This window comes from Nocardia uniformis NBRC 13702 (assembly GCF_001613345.1).
GTDB classification, from domain to species: domain Bacteria; phylum Actinomycetota; class Actinomycetes; order Mycobacteriales; family Mycobacteriaceae; genus Nocardia; species Nocardia uniformis.
In genome coordinates, this window is record NZ_BDCE01000091.1 from 44951 (window position 1) to 60479 (window position 15529).

General features: G+C 66.1%; 14 protein-coding genes. 5 read left to right on the top strand and 9 right to left on the bottom strand.

Going from position 1 to position 15529, the window contains the following annotated elements; genetic code table 11:
- Positions 1-97: 97 nt before the first annotated feature.
- On the bottom strand, positions 98-712 hold the full coding sequence (locus NU1_RS33265) for a PadR family transcriptional regulator (RefSeq protein ID WP_067527600.1): 615 nt from the start codon (positions 710-712) through the stop codon (positions 98-100).
- Between the two features lie 88 nt (positions 713-800).
- Here NU1_RS33265 and NU1_RS33270 point away from each other — a divergent pair, with 88 nt between their 5' ends.
- Positions 801-2003, top strand: coding sequence for an FAD-dependent oxidoreductase (locus NU1_RS33270; RefSeq protein ID WP_067527602.1), 1203 nt, complete (start codon positions 801-803; stop codon positions 2001-2003).
- On the opposite strand, the gene NU1_RS33275 is transcribed toward NU1_RS33270, so the two are convergent.
- From NU1_RS33275 to NU1_RS33285, 3 genes are read right to left on the bottom strand one after another with little or no spacing between them, the layout of a single operon-like run.
- Positions 1963-2472 (bottom strand): hypothetical protein, encoded by a 510-nt coding sequence (locus tag NU1_RS33275; protein WP_067527604.1) that lies wholly within the window; start codon positions 2470-2472, stop codon positions 1963-1965. The genes NU1_RS33270 and NU1_RS33275 overlap by 41 nt on opposite strands.
- A gap of 51 nt (positions 2473-2523) precedes the next feature.
- The gene (locus NU1_RS33280; RefSeq protein WP_067527606.1) at positions 2524-3138 is read right to left on the bottom strand and encodes a TetR/AcrR family transcriptional regulator; all 615 of its coding nucleotides are present in this window, start codon (positions 3136-3138) and stop codon (positions 2524-2526) included.
- Entirely contained in the window at positions 3135-4877 is a 1743-nt protein-coding gene (locus tag NU1_RS33285) for an N-acyl-D-amino-acid deacylase family protein (RefSeq protein WP_067527608.1), read from the bottom strand. The genes NU1_RS33280 and NU1_RS33285 overlap by 4 nt, the downstream gene beginning before the upstream one ends.
- 204 nt (positions 4878-5081) lie before the next feature.
- On the opposite strand from NU1_RS33285, the gene NU1_RS33290 reads away from it, so the two are divergent.
- Complete coding sequence (locus tag NU1_RS33290; RefSeq protein WP_067527696.1) at positions 5082-6236, top strand: DUF5925 domain-containing protein; 1155 nt, start codon at positions 5082-5084, stop codon at positions 6234-6236.
- Positions 6237-6272: 36 nt separating this feature from the next.
- On the opposite strand, the gene NU1_RS33295 is transcribed toward NU1_RS33290, so the two are convergent.
- Complete coding sequence (locus NU1_RS33295) at positions 6273-6680, bottom strand: hypothetical protein (RefSeq protein ID WP_212761191.1); 408 nt, start codon at positions 6678-6680, stop codon at positions 6273-6275.
- 297 nt (positions 6681-6977) lie between these two features.
- On the opposite strand from NU1_RS33295, the gene NU1_RS33300 reads away from it, so the two are divergent.
- Positions 6978-8462: an amidase gene (locus NU1_RS33300; protein WP_067527610.1), complete on the top strand. Its 1485-nt coding sequence runs from the start codon at positions 6978-6980 to the stop codon at positions 8460-8462.
- A gap of 123 nt (positions 8463-8585) precedes the next feature.
- Here the strand turns inward: NU1_RS33300 and NU1_RS33305 are convergent, their stop codons facing one another.
- Together NU1_RS33305 and NU1_RS42405 are read right to left on the bottom strand one after the other, a co-directional pair.
- Positions 8586-9338: an AMP-binding protein gene (locus tag NU1_RS33305; protein ID WP_157553360.1), complete on the bottom strand. Its 753-nt coding sequence runs from the start codon at positions 9336-9338 to the stop codon at positions 8586-8588.
- A 22-nt stretch (positions 9339-9360) separates the two neighbouring features.
- On the bottom strand, positions 9361-9897 hold the full coding sequence (locus tag NU1_RS42405; RefSeq protein ID WP_169815180.1) for a chorismate--pyruvate lyase family protein: 537 nt from the start codon (positions 9895-9897) through the stop codon (positions 9361-9363).
- Positions 9898-10219: 322 nt separating this feature from the next.
- On the opposite strand from NU1_RS42405, the gene NU1_RS33315 reads away from it, so the two are divergent.
- Positions 10220-12364, top strand: coding sequence for a helix-turn-helix transcriptional regulator (locus NU1_RS33315; protein WP_157553362.1), 2145 nt, complete (start codon positions 10220-10222; stop codon positions 12362-12364).
- A 94-nt stretch (positions 12365-12458) separates the two neighbouring features.
- On the opposite strand, the gene NU1_RS33320 is transcribed toward NU1_RS33315, so the two are convergent.
- Positions 12459-13463, bottom strand: coding sequence for a methyltransferase (locus NU1_RS33320; RefSeq protein ID WP_084522052.1), 1005 nt, complete (start codon positions 13461-13463; stop codon positions 12459-12461).
- Positions 13464-13577: 114 nt separating this feature from the next.
- Entirely contained in the window at positions 13578-15029 is a 1452-nt protein-coding gene (locus NU1_RS33325) for a hypothetical protein (RefSeq protein WP_157553364.1), read from the bottom strand.
- Positions 15030-15257: 228 nt separating this feature from the next.
- Here NU1_RS33325 and NU1_RS33330 point away from each other — a divergent pair, with 228 nt between their 5' ends.
- Positions 15258-15524, top strand: coding sequence for an acyl carrier protein (locus tag NU1_RS33330; protein WP_067527622.1), 267 nt, complete (start codon positions 15258-15260; stop codon positions 15522-15524).
- The last annotated feature ends 5 nt before the right edge of the window (positions 15525-15529 follow it).

Genomic DNA, 15529 nt, shown 5'->3' on the forward strand with positions numbered 1-15529 from the left:
TAGCGCAGGCGAGGCTTAGCTTCGCGGCGATCCGGGTGTGGTGATCTGCCACGACATCACCGTCGAATCCACCCAGCGGCTTCGCGCGGCATTGGCTCTAGCCGGGGTCGAGGCGCGCGGCGACCTGTGCGAGCCATTCTCGGTCCCAGCTGAGGCGGCCGGTCCGCAAGTCGTTCAACAGGTTCTCGACCCAGCGCAGTTCGGTTTCGGTCATCGCGCGCAGGTACTCCTCCTCTAAGAAGAGCAGCCGTGGTAGCCCGATGCGGGAGGCTTCCGCGGCATCGGCGTCGGCATCGGCCAGGTGTCGTCGAAGTGCTGCCGCGCGATCTTCGAGCAGTTCCACAGCCAGTTCGGGAGTGATGCTCGGCAGGGCGGCGATCGCGACGGGGAACTCGGGGAAATCTTGGGCAGGTGTGGACAGCATGCCGCGCAGCCAGGTATCCAGTGCGGCTCGTCCAGCGTCGGTCAGCCGGTAGACCGTGCGTTCGGGTCGTCCTGTTGCGCGTTCGGTGCCGTGCACTTCGATCAGTTCTGCGCGCTGGAGCCGGTCCAGGGTCTGGTACACGCTGTTGCGCTGGGCAATGTTGACGATGCGGTCCTTCTGCCGCTCGGTGATCAGGCGCTGCATGCGATACGCGTGCATCGGCTGCTCATCGAGCAGAAGCAACAGTTGCAGCGCGAGTGGGGAGCGGCGCTGACGGCGGTCGGCCATCGGTCACCTCCGTTCTTCGAATCGGGAACACCACCGAGCCTCATAGTCATAATATGTATAGTCATAGTATGACTTATAAGGAGGAATCGTGACCAAGGTACTCGTTGTAGGTGGTGGTGTCGGCGGTCCGGTAGCGGCGGCCGCCCTGCATCGGGCCGGTCTGGAACCCGTGATCTATGAGGCGCACTCCGGACCCGGAGACGGGCTCGGCGCCTTCCTGACCCTGGCTCCCAATGGACTGGCAGCACTGAAGACGGTTGGCCTGCTGGAGCGGGTCCGTGCGGCGGCCAGCTTCGCCACCACGCGCATCGAGTTCGTGAATGGCAGCGGCCGCCGTCTCGGCCTGCTCGGTGGTGAGGAGAAGGTGCCTGCGGAGCTGCGCAGTGTGACCGTCAACCGCGCGGCACTGCAGCGCGCGGTCACCGAGGGCGCTGCCGAGCAAGGCGTGCGCCTCGAGTACGGCAAGCGCTTCACGAGCTACGCCGAATCCGATTCGGCGGTTATCGCCGAGTTCGCCGATGGAACCACAGCGTCAGGCCAGGTGCTGGTGGGCGCTGACGGAATCCACTCCGCGGTAAGGGGAGTCATGAGCCCTGATGCGCCGGACCCCCGATACATCGGGCTGCTGGGAATCGGCGGCTACAGCCCTGCGCTGGACCTACCTCCTACACCCGAGGAGACGACACGCATGGTCTTCGGCAAGCGGGCGTTCTTCGGCTACCAGACCGCGCCCTCCGGGGAGGTCTTCTGGTTCGCGAACCTCGGGAACAGCGAACTGAGCCGCGAAGAGATCGCGTCCTACGGGGATGCCGCGTGGAAAGAGCGTGCGCTCGAACTGTTCCGCGACGACCTGCCCGAGATCACCACGATCATGGAAGCTGCGGACCCCAGCGATTTCCGACCACAGGGCATCCATGATCTCGCGTCGCTGCCGCGCTGGCACCGAGGCCGAGTTGCGCTGCTCGGCGATGCCGCCCACGCCGTCTCACCGTCGAGCGGCCAGGGTGCCTCCATGGCGTTCGAGGACGCACTGGAACTTGCACGCGGACTGCGCGACACCGACAAGGTCCCGACCGCGCTGGCGGCCTACGAGAACGCGCGACGAGACCGGGTCGAACGGATCGTGGCTGTGGGCCGTAAACGCGGCGCTCAGAAGGCCGGGTCGTCCAACCCCGCGGCGCTGAAATTGCGCGACCTCTCGATGCGTGTCGCGTTCTCCCTCATACGGCGCTTCGGATCCCAGAGGTGGATCACCGAGTACCGCGTGGAGTTCGAAAACAGTCTGGTCTAAGCAGCTGGTCGATTTCGCGAAGGATCTCGGTTCGGTGTTTGGCCGATTTAATCCACTTCGGTAGTCGCGCGACCGCTGTGTGCCTGATCCCACCGTCGTCCCACGGTGCGTGTTCGCGCAGGGATGCTTGGACATAGCGCCTGATCAGGGCCAGATGTTCGAAGTTGTAGGCCCACAGCCACCCGTGCCGGGTCTCGGCCCGCAGGTACAGCGGCAATTCGAAATACGGGTCGGTCGCGGTCGAGCCCGCACCGGTGATGAGGTGGTCGCCGCGGCCGGGTTGGGTCCGCACCAGCCCGCAATGACCACACACCAGCCGATGGGCGAACCGCTCACGACCTGGGCGACCGGCGTGTTCTGGCGCCGGTGTCACATGCGCGGTCCTGCCGCATCGCGGGCACTGCACCAGAATGTCGTCCGCGAAGTCCACCAGATTGCGGCGGTCGTCGAAGAACCGTTCCGAATGCATGCACCGAGTATGCGGTACACACCGCCTGGCCAATCCTCCCAACAGCAGGTTTCAGGGTTCGGGCTGGGTCAGTTGTTGGAATGCCGCGGCGATGTGGTCTATTCGCGCGTCCTCGAGTTCGGGGCGGGGGTAGGTGGATCGGAATATTGCCTCGCCGTCGAACATGTGGATGAGGGAGGTGGCGAGGATTCGGGCAATGTCGGGGGCGAGGGTGGGGGATAGGGCCGCGACGGCTAGGTCTTCTACCTCGGTGAGGAGGGCGCGGGCCACAGGCTCCAGGCGGTCGCGCAGTTCTGGCTCGGTGCGTGCGGCGACCATCAGTTCGAACCACACCGTATTGGTCTGGTCGCGGATCTGGGTGCGGGCGCGGTGCATGAGGGCGGCGAGATCGATTGGTTCGGTGCTGTTTTCGGGGCGGCGGAGGTTCGCTACCGCGCGGATGTGGCGGTGGCGGACCTCGTTTGCCGCCGCTACTACGAGATCGGTGCGGGAGTCGAAGTGGCGGAAGATGGCGGCCTTGGAGATGCCGGCGCGGCGGCTGATTTCGCCGAGCGAGGCACTGTGGTAGCCGATTTCGGCGATGGTCTCGATGGTGGCGTCGATGAGTGCGGCGATGGTGGTCGCACTGCGTTCGGCTTGGGTGCGCCGACCGGTGTCTGTCGTCATCGGGCTTCCGCCCGGAGGAATCGTCCGGTGCGCCTGGTTCCCAGGGCCGGGGCGGCAATGCCGTCGCCGAATACGTACTCGCCGTTAATGAAGACGGCGGAGACGGCCGCGTCATTGCGATTGACCATGCGGGGGAGGTTGTCGTAGACGGGGACAGGATCTTCGGCGTATGCGTCGAGGGAATCATCGAGCCGCTCGGGGTCGATGATCACCAGGTCGGCGCGATCGCCCTCGCGCAGGTGTCCGGCGTCGATGCGGTACCAGTCGGCGAGCTCACCGGTCATGCGGTGTACCGCGTGCTCGAGTGACAGGAACGGGTGTCCCGCCTGCTCGGCGCGGTGTACTCGGCGCAGGAACCGCAGCCCGAAGTTGTAGAACGCCATATTCCGAAGGTGCGCGCCCGCATCCGAAAAGCCCAGCTGCACTCCAGAATTCGCACTGAGCCTGTCCAAGAACTCCACCCGGTGATTGGAGATGGTGGTGCGCCAGCGCAGTTTGGTGCCGTGTGCGACCACCAGGTCGAGGAAGGCGTCGACCGGATGTATGCCCTCGCGATCCACGCCCACCTGACCGAATGTCTTGCCGACCACACTCTCGTCCGGACAGGCGACGATCTCGGCATCGAAGAAATCGCGATGCCAGACGCGCATACCGAACCGTGCGTCGTAGTCCTTGCGGAATCGCCTGCGATAGGACTCGTCCTGCATCAAAGCATTCCGCTCCACCTGATCGGCCAGATGCAGGGCGGCCGCGCCGGATCCGAATTCCTCGAAGATGACCAGATCGATTCCGTCGGCGTACACCTCGAACGGCACCGGCAGATGCTGCCAGCGGAAATCGCCGCCCAGTGCGTTCACCAGGCGGGCGATCGGCCCCATGATGTACACCAGGTACGGATTGGCCTTGAGATCGGCCGCCGACAGCAGCGTGGTCTTCAGCCGCCGCCGAAACAGTCCCACACTGCTCAGCGTCATCGCGGCGATACTGCGCGGTGAGGCGACATCGGGACCCGCCTGCAAAACCCGATCCCGCTGCCGCAGAATCGCATTGAGTCGACGTCGTTCCCGCGCCTTGGCGTAGGTCGAGGGCAGCGTGCGCGACCGGCACACCTCCCCGTCGAGCTTGTCGAACAGCAGTTGCTGCGCCGACATCCCCATGAAACCCGCGTCGAGCGCTTCGTGCAGCGCTGTTTCCATCGCCTCCTGCTCGGCCGCCGTCGGTCGCACCTCCTTGCGGGTGGCGCGATCCAACCCCATCAGCGCGGCCCGCACATCCGAATGACCGAGCATCGCGGCGATATTCGGCCCCAGCGGCAGAGCTTCCAGCGCGGTCACATATTCGCGAGCCGAGCCCCAGGTCTTCTCCGCGACGGCCTCGATGACATGTCGCCGCGGAATCGCCTCCACCCGCCCGAACAGGTCGCCCGCATCCGTCGCCCCCACATGCACGGTCGACAGCGAGCACGATCCCAGCAGCACCGTCGTAATGCCATGCCGCACCGATTCGGTCAGCGCCGGAGCCTTCAGCACCTCGACGTCGTAGTGGGTATGGATATCGATCATGCCGGGCAGGACCCACTTGCCCTGAGCGTCAATGACATTCGAGCAGCCGGACTCGTCGAGTGGTTCCGCCGAGACGGTGACGACGCGATCGCCGCGCAGCCCGAGATGACGGAGGGCGGAGGGCGCACCGGTGCCGTCGAACCAGCGGCCGCCTTTGATGATCGTGTCGTAGCTCACACCTACATTGCAACCGATCGGTCACTAACAGTCAATGTGCAAATACACCAGGCGACTTGGTCACAACGCCAGTATTCAACTGCCACGTGACGATTCGCGGGGGTGGGTGGAATGCGTGAGCGCAACGGCATTTCGAGCGAATCGGGTGGGTTCGTCCTTAATATTGGCTGGACCCGGGCCCGAATTCTCCGGATGATCATGGGAATGACTTCGACACCTCAGGAACGCCTTCGACTGGTCGGCCGCGAGGAGCCAACCGCCACCGCGCTCTCGTGGGTGATGAACCTCGATGACGCGGATACGCCACGTGACGTCATCGATGCGCTCGGGCTCGCGCCCTATGTGAGTGGTGAACAGCCGCATGCGGTTGCGGTAGAGCTGGAGCGAGTGAAGCCGGATGCGCCACTGTGCCCCGAAGCGGCGCGGACAGTGCGTTCCAGCGACGACGAGGGCACTCGGACCACGCTGTACGTCGGCGAGGGGTGGACACTGCGCGTGGCGCGCCGTACCAATGGCAGCGCCATGTTGAACGTCTGCGCGGTCACCGAAGAGCTGGCTCGCACCGTGGTCGAGACGTGCGGCGCCGATGCCACGGTGGAACCCGAAACCGATGACAGTCAGGTGTCGATGGGCTTCTGGCACAGCGGAACCCATGGTCCGCAGCGACGTGAGCGCTCCATCAGCGCCGCGACCTGGGAGCAGATCGAAGGCAACTACGGTACCGATATCGGTGCGGCGATGGGCCAGCTGATGCGATTGCGCCCCGACGAGGTGAATGGACGACTACTGCTGTTACACGGTCCGCCGGGTACCGGCAAGACGTCGGCTCTGCGCGCACTCGCCCGTGAGTGGTCCGAGTGGTGCCAGGTCGACTGTGTGCTCGATCCGGAGGTGTTGTTCTCCAACCCGGGCTATCTCATGGAGGGCGCGATCGGTGTCGACACCTATGACGAGAGCAAACGTCGGTGGCGTCTGCTGGTGCTCGAGGACTGCGATGAATTGATTCGCGGATCAGCGAAAGAATCTACCGGCCAAGGCCTTTCGCGGTTGCTGAATCTCACCGACGGCATGCTGGGGCAGGGCCGCGACGTGCTGGTCGCCATCACCACCAATGAGAATCTGTCCCGATTGCATCCGGCGGTAGTACGCCCCGGCCGCTGCCTGGCGCAGCTCGAGGTCGGCCCGCTGTCGCCCGCGGAGGCAACCGCTTGGCTGGACCGCGAGCTCGGTGACCGTCCCAAGCCGACCGTGGGACCGGACGGGATGACGCTCGCGGAGCTGATCGAATCGCGCGATGACCGCGCCCGCATCCAGTCGACGCCTGCGGAGTCCGCCTCCGCCACCGCGGGCTACCTGTAGAGCTGTGACCGCCGCACGGGTGTGATGGACGACCGGCTATCGGCCGGTGCCAGAACTGCGGGCGGCCAATTCCGCGCGGGCGGCGGCGAGCCACTCCTGGGTGCCAACCAGTCCGGCGGCAATGTCCTTGCGAGCACCGTTGAATCCGTACAGATTTCCGGCGAATCGGGTCAGTACCGACCCCTCGTGCTCCTCGAGCTCCTCCAGCAGTGCGACATCGTGCAGCAGGTAGGCGACGTCGGCGACTTCGCCGCTGGACCACGCCGTGCGGTAGTCGTCCCATCCGTGCTGCTTTACCGCGAGGGCGCGCTCGACCAGGTCTGCCCGCAAAGCTGCTCGGTCGGCGTCGGTGGGCTGCCGCGATTTGAGATGTTCCCAGCTGATCGGTCCTGCGTCGGCCACGTCGAACTCCAGTCTTCCGGGGCAGTTGATAGTTGCGGTCATGCGCAATCTATCTCGTCTGGGTCGAGCCGACTGGTGTCCGGGTTCTGTTCGGCAATGCGGCGGGCGGAGACACCGAGGTCATGGGGCAGGATTGAGATATCCATCCCGTTGCACGAAGCGGAATCTCATGTCCCGATCAATTGCGGCTAGACCGCTGCTGACACTGTCACCTGCGGTAGAGCATCTTCGATGGCGGAACGAGTGCGTAGCTCGGCTGATCAAGGCGAGCGATTCGAATTCCTTGTTGTGCGAAGCGGTATTTTATGACCTCCGTGGCAGGTCGATAGCGTCGAATTCATGAATTGGAACTTTCGGTCGGCCGAAGAACTTTCGGTTGCGTTGCGTGTCGGAGAAGTGACCTCGGTGGAACTGACCGATTGGGCAATTGCTCGTATCGAGCGGGACGACAAGGCGATCAACGCGATCTGTGTGCCGGATTTCGATCGGGCACGGACCGCCGCGCGGGCTGCCGACGAGGCGCGTGCCCGTGGCGAAGACCGGCCGCTGCTCGGTATTCCGGTGTCGGTCAAGGAGTCCTACAACATTGCCGGGCTGCCCACGACCTGGGGCATGCCGCAGCACGCGAAGTATCTACCGGCCGAGGACGCGGTACAGGTATCGCGGCTGCAGGCGGCCGGCGCGGTGATACTCGGCAAGACCAATGTCCCGTTGGGGCTGAAAGATGTCCAGAGCTTCAACGAGATTCACGGCGCCACCAACAATCCGTGGGATCACGATCGCACGTCGGGTGGATCCTCCGGCGGATCGGCGGCGGCCCTGTCGGCCGGATTCGGCGCGCTGTCCATCGGTTCCGATATCGGCGGTTCACTGCGCACCCCCGCACACTTCTGCGGCGTCTACGCACACAAACCGACACTCGGTTTGGCGGCGTCCCGCGGTATGGTCGCGCCGCCGGCACCGGCATTGCCGACCGAACTCGACCTCGCCGTCGTCGGTCCGATGGCACGCACCGCCCGTGACCTCACACTGCTGCTGGATGTGATGGCCGGACCCGACCCGCTGACGCTCGGCGTCGCCCACGATCTGCGGCTGCCGCCTGCGCGCCACGAGCGGCTCCGCGACTTCCGGGCCCTGGTCCTCGACGACCATCCGCTGATTCCGACCGGATCCGCGGTGCGGGCGGGACTGAAGCGGGTGGCCGATGCGCTGATCGACGGCGGTGCTCGCGTCGAACGCCACAGCCCGCTGCTGCCCGATCTGACCGAAGCCGCGATCGTCTACACGCAGTTGCTGTTTTCGGGCTCCGTCGCACGTTTTCCCGTCGACGCGTACGAGCAGCTGCGGAACCGCGCCGCCGAACTGAGTGCGGACGACCAGAGTCTCGGCGCGGCGCGGCTGCGCGCCATGGTGTGCAGCCACCGCGACTGGGTCGAGGCGAACAATCTTCGCGAGCTCCACCGCCATGGCTGGCGGCGGCTTTTCGCCGAATTCGATGCCGTGGTCTGCCCGATTACCCCGACTCCCGCGTTTCCGCACGACCACGACCCCGATCTGCTGGGCCGCCGGATCGACATCGACGGCGTCGAGTACCCGTACCTGGACCAGCTCGTCTGGGCCGGTCTGGCCACCATGCCCGGCCTGCCCGCCACCGCCATTCCCACCGGCCACACCCCCGACGGTCTGCCGGTGGGAGTGCAACTCATCGGTCCGATGTTCGAGGACCGAACCCCCCTGTGGCTCGCCGAACTGCTCGAGCAGACGATCGGTGGCTTCCGGCCCCCGAAGGACGCTACGAGTTCTAGCCAGCCGCTGCGGGTCTGAGTGGGTTCTAAGCGGGATATGTGTCACCGCTGTCCACGCCGGGGCCTACGAGCAGGCCCAGCCCGACCAGCGGGTGCCGGTACGTTTTGCGGCCATGTGCGGGCGCGCACGTCAGGATGCGGGTCAGGCGATTTCCAGGGCGACGGTGTGTTCGTGGGAGTGTCCTCGGGATTCCTGCTCGGGCGGGCGGGTGGTCGGACGGCCGGGGACCGTGAGGCGGACCTGCGGTCGTGGGCCGACGTCACTCGACCGGGAATGCGCTCGTTCGAGCAAGGCGTAACCGGGATTGGAGCCGTCGTCATCGACGCGGGATGCCAGGCGTGCGGTGCCACCCACAGCGAGCACGCCGAGGACGCAGACCAGGTGTGCGCAGCCGAAGGGCAGTGGGACCGGGAGGGGGTCGCCAGGGCAGGTGAACAAGCGGTCGAAGCAGATCACGGTCGACCAGAGGCTGCTGCGCTGAGTGGCGATCAAGCGGGTGGAACCCGTGCCGACGAGCCAGGCCGGGTCGTCGATGCCGAGATCGTCGCGGGGTGGGGTGCGCGGTGGGGTGCGCGCAAGCTCCTCGAGATTCGCGAGTCGGCGGTATCCGTGTGGCGATTCCGCGGGGGGACCGAGTATTCCGATTCCGCCCGCCCGGGCGACGGTGAGGAGCGCCTCGACCGTTTCCACACGGTTTCCGGGTGGGATGGGGACCGGCTCACCGGGGCGCAGGCCGGCGTCGGCCAGGTGGCCCGCCATTCGTCCGGTGCGTTCTGATAGGGCGCGAAAGCTGATGGAGCGCTGTGTGTCTCGGAATGCGATCGCGTCACCCAATTGTGCGGCACGTCTGGCCAGGAGTCGCGGGAGTGGTTGCAATAGTTGGGTACGCAGCATGTCCACTCCAGAAGCACGGGGGTCAGCGCAGAAACCATTCCCGGATTACGAATGCGGGTTTGTGGGCTATGAAGATGCGATAGCAACGGGCGCAGACGGCGTCGTCGGGTCTGCCGTAGAAGAGTAGTTCTCGATACGATTCCGCGGCGGCGGCCTGCAGGGCCGCGCCGATTCCCTCCGGCTCGGTGGTCAGGGCGGCGGTGAAGGCGGGTGGGAGGCGGTCGAGTGCGATCAGCGATTCCGCTCGCGCGTAGCGGGTTTCGCTGCGGGATCCGATCAGATCGACATGCCGGACGAGGATTCTTTCGGCGGGCGCTACGTCCAGCCAACCGTCCTCGACAGCACCGGCCGGTTGCTCGTATTGGCGGATGCAGCGGGCGTCGACCTGTTCCAGGACGAAAGCTTCCAGGGTGCGGGTCACCGTGCCGTCGGTGAGGAGCATGCTGCGGTGATATGGGGTCAGCGTGGTGACCGACAGGTCACGCCAGCTCGGTGGCCGCGCATACGTGGCGTGAAAATGTTTATGTACCAAAGCCTCTGCTGATACTTCGGTCAACATGGCGCAACCTCGATCAGCTCGTCGCCGGGCCGGCGGGGGCCGCGGCAGTCGTCTCTCATGACGCGAGTCTGGACCCGGACTCCGGGCGCGCAAACCCCTACGTACAGCGACCCCTACGTCACCGTCCGCGAGGGCTTTCGACCTTGACAAGCCTTCCGGACTTGATGTTTCCTGACTTCTGCACCAACGCACACGACAGTGCAGTTCCACCCGTATCAAACCGTGGATCGGTTGTGGCAGCGCTGCCCGCAGTTCCGCACGCGAGAATGTCGTGCAATCTAGCCGAACCTGTTGCGGTACAGCGAGATTCTGGGGCACACGTATGGCGCACCGAATTACCATCAAGCAGCGAAGATCGAGGACGGTCGTCTCGGGGGCGACGGATCCGGCGTCCACCTGTCTGGCCGGTGCGATGGGACGCGAGCTGGCTCCTACGGGAACATCCGCGGCGCTGCAACGGATTCCGGCACGACCGGACGTCTCCGATATCGATGTGGCGATCGTGCTCCGCCTGCGCCGCGGATCCGTCGAGCATCTGCGGGTCGCCGAGGCGGTGACGGTGCTCGGTGAGTCGAGTGCGGTCAAAATGATCGCCGAACTCTTACAAGCGGATTCGAACGCCGTGCGCCGGGTGCTGGCGCATTTGGCCGGTGCCGGGATACTCGATGGCTGCCGCTTCCGCAACCGGGAGGCCGGGGCACTGCTGTTGCGCGGCATGCGGGTCGACCAGCGCCGCCGACTGCATCGGCGGGCTGCCGAACTGCTCTACGACCACGGTGCTCCCGTCTCCGAGGTCGCCGAACATCTGGTGCGGGCAGGTGGATCTCGATGCTCCTGGGCCAGTGTGGTTTTGCGCGCCGCCGCCGAAACCGCACTCGTGCTGGACCAACTGAGCCGGGCGCTGGACTTCCTCGAGCTCTCCTATCGAACGACCACCGACAGCCGGGATCGCGCCGAAATCGCCAGTACGCTGGCAGCGATCGAGTGGCGGGTGAATCCCTCCACGACCACGCGGAATTTCGCGCGCCTGCACGCGGCCCTCCGGGGCGGCGCGGCGTCGGTTCCGGCGCTGCGCGAGGCGGTGCGCTACCTGCTGTGGTACGGCAGGGTCGACGATGTGCGAACGGCATTGATTGTGCTGGACCGGAATTCGTCCATAGCAGTGACGGACGAGTATGCGTTCCAGCGCGTGTGGATCGGGTACATATATCCGGAACTAGCCGGCGACGGCAAGATCGACGCGGCTGCCGAATCGGAGCAGATCGGCGGCGAGGTCTCCGCCTATCGGCTGGCAAAGGGTCTGCTGGCCGCCATGTCCGCCGACGGCGCGGGCGAGTCGACGGTGACTGCCGCGCACCGGATTCTGTCGAGGCATCGCCTCGACGCCTCCACCGTCGAGATACTGACGACCGCCCTGGAAGGTCTCATCCATGCCGACAAACTGGATGCGGCCGCGGCGTGGTGCAGTGCTCTCCTGGCGGAGGCATCGGCACGGTCGTCGCCCACCTGGCAGGCAATCTTCGCCGGTCTGAACGCCGAAATCGCCCTGCGGCAGGGCAGATTGGACGACGTCTCGCAGCACGCGGTGCTGGCCCTGAATCAGGTGCCCGCCGAAAATCTCGGCATAGTCATCGCCCGGCCGCTGGCATGCCACGTGCGCGCGCTCACCGCGTCCGGTCGATTCGATGAGGCGCGCGCACAACTGGCGCGGGATGTGCCACTCGGACTGTTCGATTCGCGTCAGGTGCTGCTGTACCTGAATGCCCGCGGTCATCTCGCACTCGCCACGGGTCATGTGGCCGACGCGCTGGTGGACTTCCAGCTGTGCGGTGCGCTCATGCGGCACTGGAACCTGGATCTGTCCGGCCTGCTGGCCTGGCGCAATGATGTGGCGCAGGTGTACCTGGCGGTGGGCGACCTGCCTCGGGCCCGCGCCTACGCCCAGCGACACCTCGATCTGCTGGGCGATCCCGAGCGACACGGCAGCGGAGGGGAATCGTTACGCCTGATCGCCGCCACCGCCGACCCCGCCGACCGCGTGGTCCTGCTGCACCGCGCCGAGGCGATCGCCCGCCGTGGCGAAGACAGGCTCGAATTGGCGCGGGTACTGGGCGATCTCGGCCGCGCCTACGGCCTGCTCGGTCAGGAGAGCCGCTCCCGCTCGCTGCGCCGCTCGGCCATGCGCCTGGCCCGCTACTGCGGCGCCGAGGTGCTGTACCGGCAATTGACCGGCGACCCGGCCGCCGAACCCCCGAGCCCACCCGCCGACGCCGCGGCCGCCGGCCTGCTGACGGCGGCCGAACAACGCGTGGCGGAACTAGCAGCGCGCGGCCTGCGCAATCGCGATATCGCGGGGGAACTCGCAATCACCACCAGTACCGTCGAACAGCACCTGACCCGCGTCTACCGAAAACTGAAGGTGCGCAGGCGAGGTGAGCTGCGGTTCATCCTGAGCACCCGGTGCTGACGCGGGCGGCGCCTGGCGCGCGGCCGGAATGACGGGTGCCGCCCGGCCAGCCAGCAGGGCGGCCATGCGGGTCGGCACCTGCCCAGTTGCTCCGCTAGGCCGGAATGGCCTCGATGATCGACAGCGGCGCGGCGGTCGGCGTCACGCGGATATCGCGGAAACCGGCCTTGCCCAGGAGAGCTCGATACTCGGTCGCGGTGCGTTCACGGCCCCCTATCGTCAGCAGGACATGCAGGTCCAGCCATAGGCTGAGGTGGAATCTGTTGCGCTGCTCCGGAATCAGGCACTCGATGAGTTGCAGGCGCCCGGTGGCGGGGATTGCCTCGCGGACTGCGCGCAGGATTTGGAGCGCAGGTTCGTCCTGCCAGTCGTGCAGGATGTTCTTCAGGACGTAGACGTCGGCTCCGGCGGGTACCGCTTCGAAGAACGAACCGTTCTCGATGGTGCAGCGCTGCGCGACGCCCGCATTGCGCAGGACGTCAGGGGCGGTAGCGGTGGCGGGGGTGAGATCGTAGAGGATTCCGCTGCTGTGGGAAGCGAGGCCGAGGATGGCGGCGAGGAGATACCCGGAGCCGCCACCGATATCGGCTATGCGGGGGAAGCGGGAATAGTCACCGGCGGCGAGGATCGACGCCGCGGCCAGTTGCGAGGTCACCCGCATGGCGTCGTGGAAGGCGGCCGCCAACTCAGGATCTTCGGACAGATGGGCGAAACCTGTGATGTGGTGCGCGAGTTCGTGCCCGGAGCGTCCGGTCTCGACACTGCGCTTCAGCTGCGCGCCGGTGGCCCACATGACCGGATGTCCGGCGGCGGCCAGCAGGGGGCGCACCGAGTGGGGGGAGTCGGAGCGCAAGGGCTCGGCCACGGCATTGAGGGCGAATCGCCGACCGCGCAGCTCGCGGAATACCCCGTGACCGGCGAGCATACGAAGCAGCCGGTAGGTGGTATCGGGATCGGTACCTACCCGCTCGGCCAACTCGTCGGCCGTGCGCGGCCCGTCGGACAGTACGTCGGCGATGCCGAGCTGCGCCGCGGTGTAGAGGGCCTGTGACAGCAACCAGCCATCGGCGAGGCTGAGCAGGCCGAGTGGGGCGGGCATCGTGCGTAGCAATAGCCGGCGCACCCGGGCGTGGACGGATTCGCCGATACGGGCTAGACGCGGGGGTGGTAGGAATCGAGGCGCGTTCAAGCGAATTGCCTTCCGAATCGTCGGTTACCGGGCAAGTCCGGTGGTCATGGCGCGGATGAGCTCCTGATGGGGGTCGGCGCCGCGCAGCACCGCCGCCACCACACCGCCCGGACCGACCAGCACCGCACGGCCGTCGTGCAGACCGTACCCGTCCAGTGCGCTCCCGGAGGGGTCGTACAGGCGCTGCCCGTCGAACGCGCCACCGACGGGCGCATTCGGTCCGTACCCCTGCGGCGCATCGTCGGCGCGGTCGTGCACGTCGAGCCGTCCGCCGTTCGGGTGTTCCCCGTTGGTGTCGGCGGCCTCGTGCGGCCTCGCGTCGGGCGTGGCGGTGCGGGAAATGGTCAGTGCGGCAATCGGTGTCGTGTCCATAATGCGCACGTATCCGATGGCGTCCCGCCACCGTGGTTCGGCTTCCTCGCCGCAGAGCAGCAGGAATCCCTCGTCGCGCGGATCCGGGACGGTGATCTCTTCGCCACTGTGACGGCGTAGGCGATAGCGGGGCGCCGGGCGTCCGAGATCCACAGCGGTCGAGGCGATGTCGGCTGCCGCCGGCCGTGCGAGGCGGGGAATATCGCCGAGACGGCGGTCGATCGCCCGGTCGATACGCCGGTGCAGCGGCAGTGCCAGCAGTACGGCGAGCGGCAGTATCGCCAGCGACAGGCCCAGCCAGACGACGAAGGCGCTGACCGCGACGGCTCCGAGAGCCGGGCTGCGCCGTGTCGCCGCCCTGATCATGCTGCCCCACCGCCGGAATAGCCTGCCGGCCATCAGGTCCGCACCCGCGACCGGATACTTGACCGGCGCACCGATGACCGTCCGTTCCGTCTCGGTGGGAGAGAGATCGGACCAGGCTCTACCACACTCGCGCAGCCGGTCGAGCTCGCGATCGTCGATACCCGCTCGCCCCAGTGGTCCTCGGGTCCGCCGACGTCCGCCGAACATCCAGCGCAGCGTGGTGATCAGTGTGATCAGCTGCGGCCGGGTATCGGTCGCCACCGCGGCACCCAGATGGCGGGCGCCCAGCTCGGTGAGCCGCTGTTCGACCTCGAGGACCGCCGAATACCACATCTTTCGGCAGGCGACGACCGACACCACCGCACGATCGGCGAACATCTCCGGATGTGTGTTCAGAACCGTCCGCATGGGCAACGACGGCGACAGATACCAGACCTGATAGGCCAGCACGATCAATTCGTCCGGGGCGATATGGAATTCGGAATCCGGCGTCGCCAACTCGATTTCCGCCCGGTCATCGACACAGGTGGGAAAGACACCGAAGAACTTGCGAATCGACCACGGGAACGGATACGGCTGCGCCGGTGTGACGGCGACCTGACGAATATGCCAGCCAGCCGCGGCGAGTGGCGCGATGAACGCCTCCATCGCCTCGGTCAGTTGACCTGTCTGGGAATAGTGGAAAACAACGGCGCGCCGCGTCGGAACGCCGTCGTCGCAAAAACTTTCGGAGGCCATGGACCATGCCCGCTTTCCTGACGTGCGACGGAAGAACTGTAGCGACGGTCATCGCAATGGCGCAAGGCCCGTACGGCGCGAACAGGGGTGTGTCGCATAGGGGTTGACACGAACCAATCGACCATCGACCTGCGCGATTCATTGACGTCACCGTTGCTGAAAATGCAGACTTGGGCTGCACGCGGGCGCCGAATCAGCGAGTCCCCGAGCCGAAGAACGAGGTGCGGAATGTCGATCGTAGTAGAAATACAAAAGGACATCTTCGACTATCTCGATTCCCATTACGGGATAGAACCGGAGGAAATCAAAAGCCATTCCAAGCTCAACGAACTGGGCGTGGACTCGCTGGGCCTGCTCGCGATCGTGGATATGGTGAAGAAGAAGTACGGTATAGAACTCGACGACGAGCGAATCGCGTCGGTACGGACCTTCCAGGATTTCACCGAACTGCTGGAGCGCAAATGCGCGGCCGCCGAGCGAGCGGGCAGAGCGTGACTCCG

Bases quoted from the DNA above. Each gene is read 5' to 3' on its own strand.
- NU1_RS33330 (WP_067527622.1), top strand. From the start codon at position 15,258: ATGTCGATCGTAGTAGAAATACAAAAGGACATCTTCGACTATCTCGAT.
- NU1_RS33325 (WP_157553364.1), bottom strand. From the start codon at position 15,029: ATGGCCTCCGAAAGTTTTTGCGACGACGGCGTTCCGACGCGGCGCGCC.
- NU1_RS33300 (WP_067527610.1), top strand. From the start codon at position 6,978: ATGAATTGGAACTTTCGGTCGGCCGAAGAACTTTCGGTTGCGTTGCGT.
- NU1_RS33305 (WP_157553360.1), bottom strand. From the start codon at position 9,338: ATGCTGCGTACCCAACTATTGCAACCACTCCCGCGACTCCTGGCCAGA.
- NU1_RS33275 (WP_067527604.1), bottom strand. From the start codon at position 2,472: ATGCATTCGGAACGGTTCTTCGACGACCGCCGCAATCTGGTGGACTTC.
- NU1_RS33295 (WP_212761191.1), bottom strand. From the start codon at position 6,680: ATGACCGCAACTATCAACTGCCCCGGAAGACTGGAGTTCGACGTGGCC.
- NU1_RS33320 (WP_084522052.1), bottom strand. From the start codon at position 13,463: ATGCCCGCCCCACTCGGCCTGCTCAGCCTCGCCGATGGCTGGTTGCTG.
- NU1_RS33265 (WP_067527600.1), bottom strand. From the start codon at position 712: ATGGCCGACCGCCGTCAGCGCCGCTCCCCACTCGCGCTGCAACTGTTG.
- NU1_RS33290 (WP_067527696.1), top strand. From the start codon at position 5,082: ATGACTTCGACACCTCAGGAACGCCTTCGACTGGTCGGCCGCGAGGAG.
- NU1_RS33280 (WP_067527606.1), bottom strand. From the start codon at position 3,138: ATGACGACAGACACCGGTCGGCGCACCCAAGCCGAACGCAGTGCGACC.
- NU1_RS42405 (WP_169815180.1), bottom strand. From the start codon at position 9,897: ATGTTGACCGAAGTATCAGCAGAGGCTTTGGTACATAAACATTTTCAC.
- NU1_RS33315 (WP_157553362.1), top strand. From the start codon at position 10,220: ATGGCGCACCGAATTACCATCAAGCAGCGAAGATCGAGGACGGTCGTC.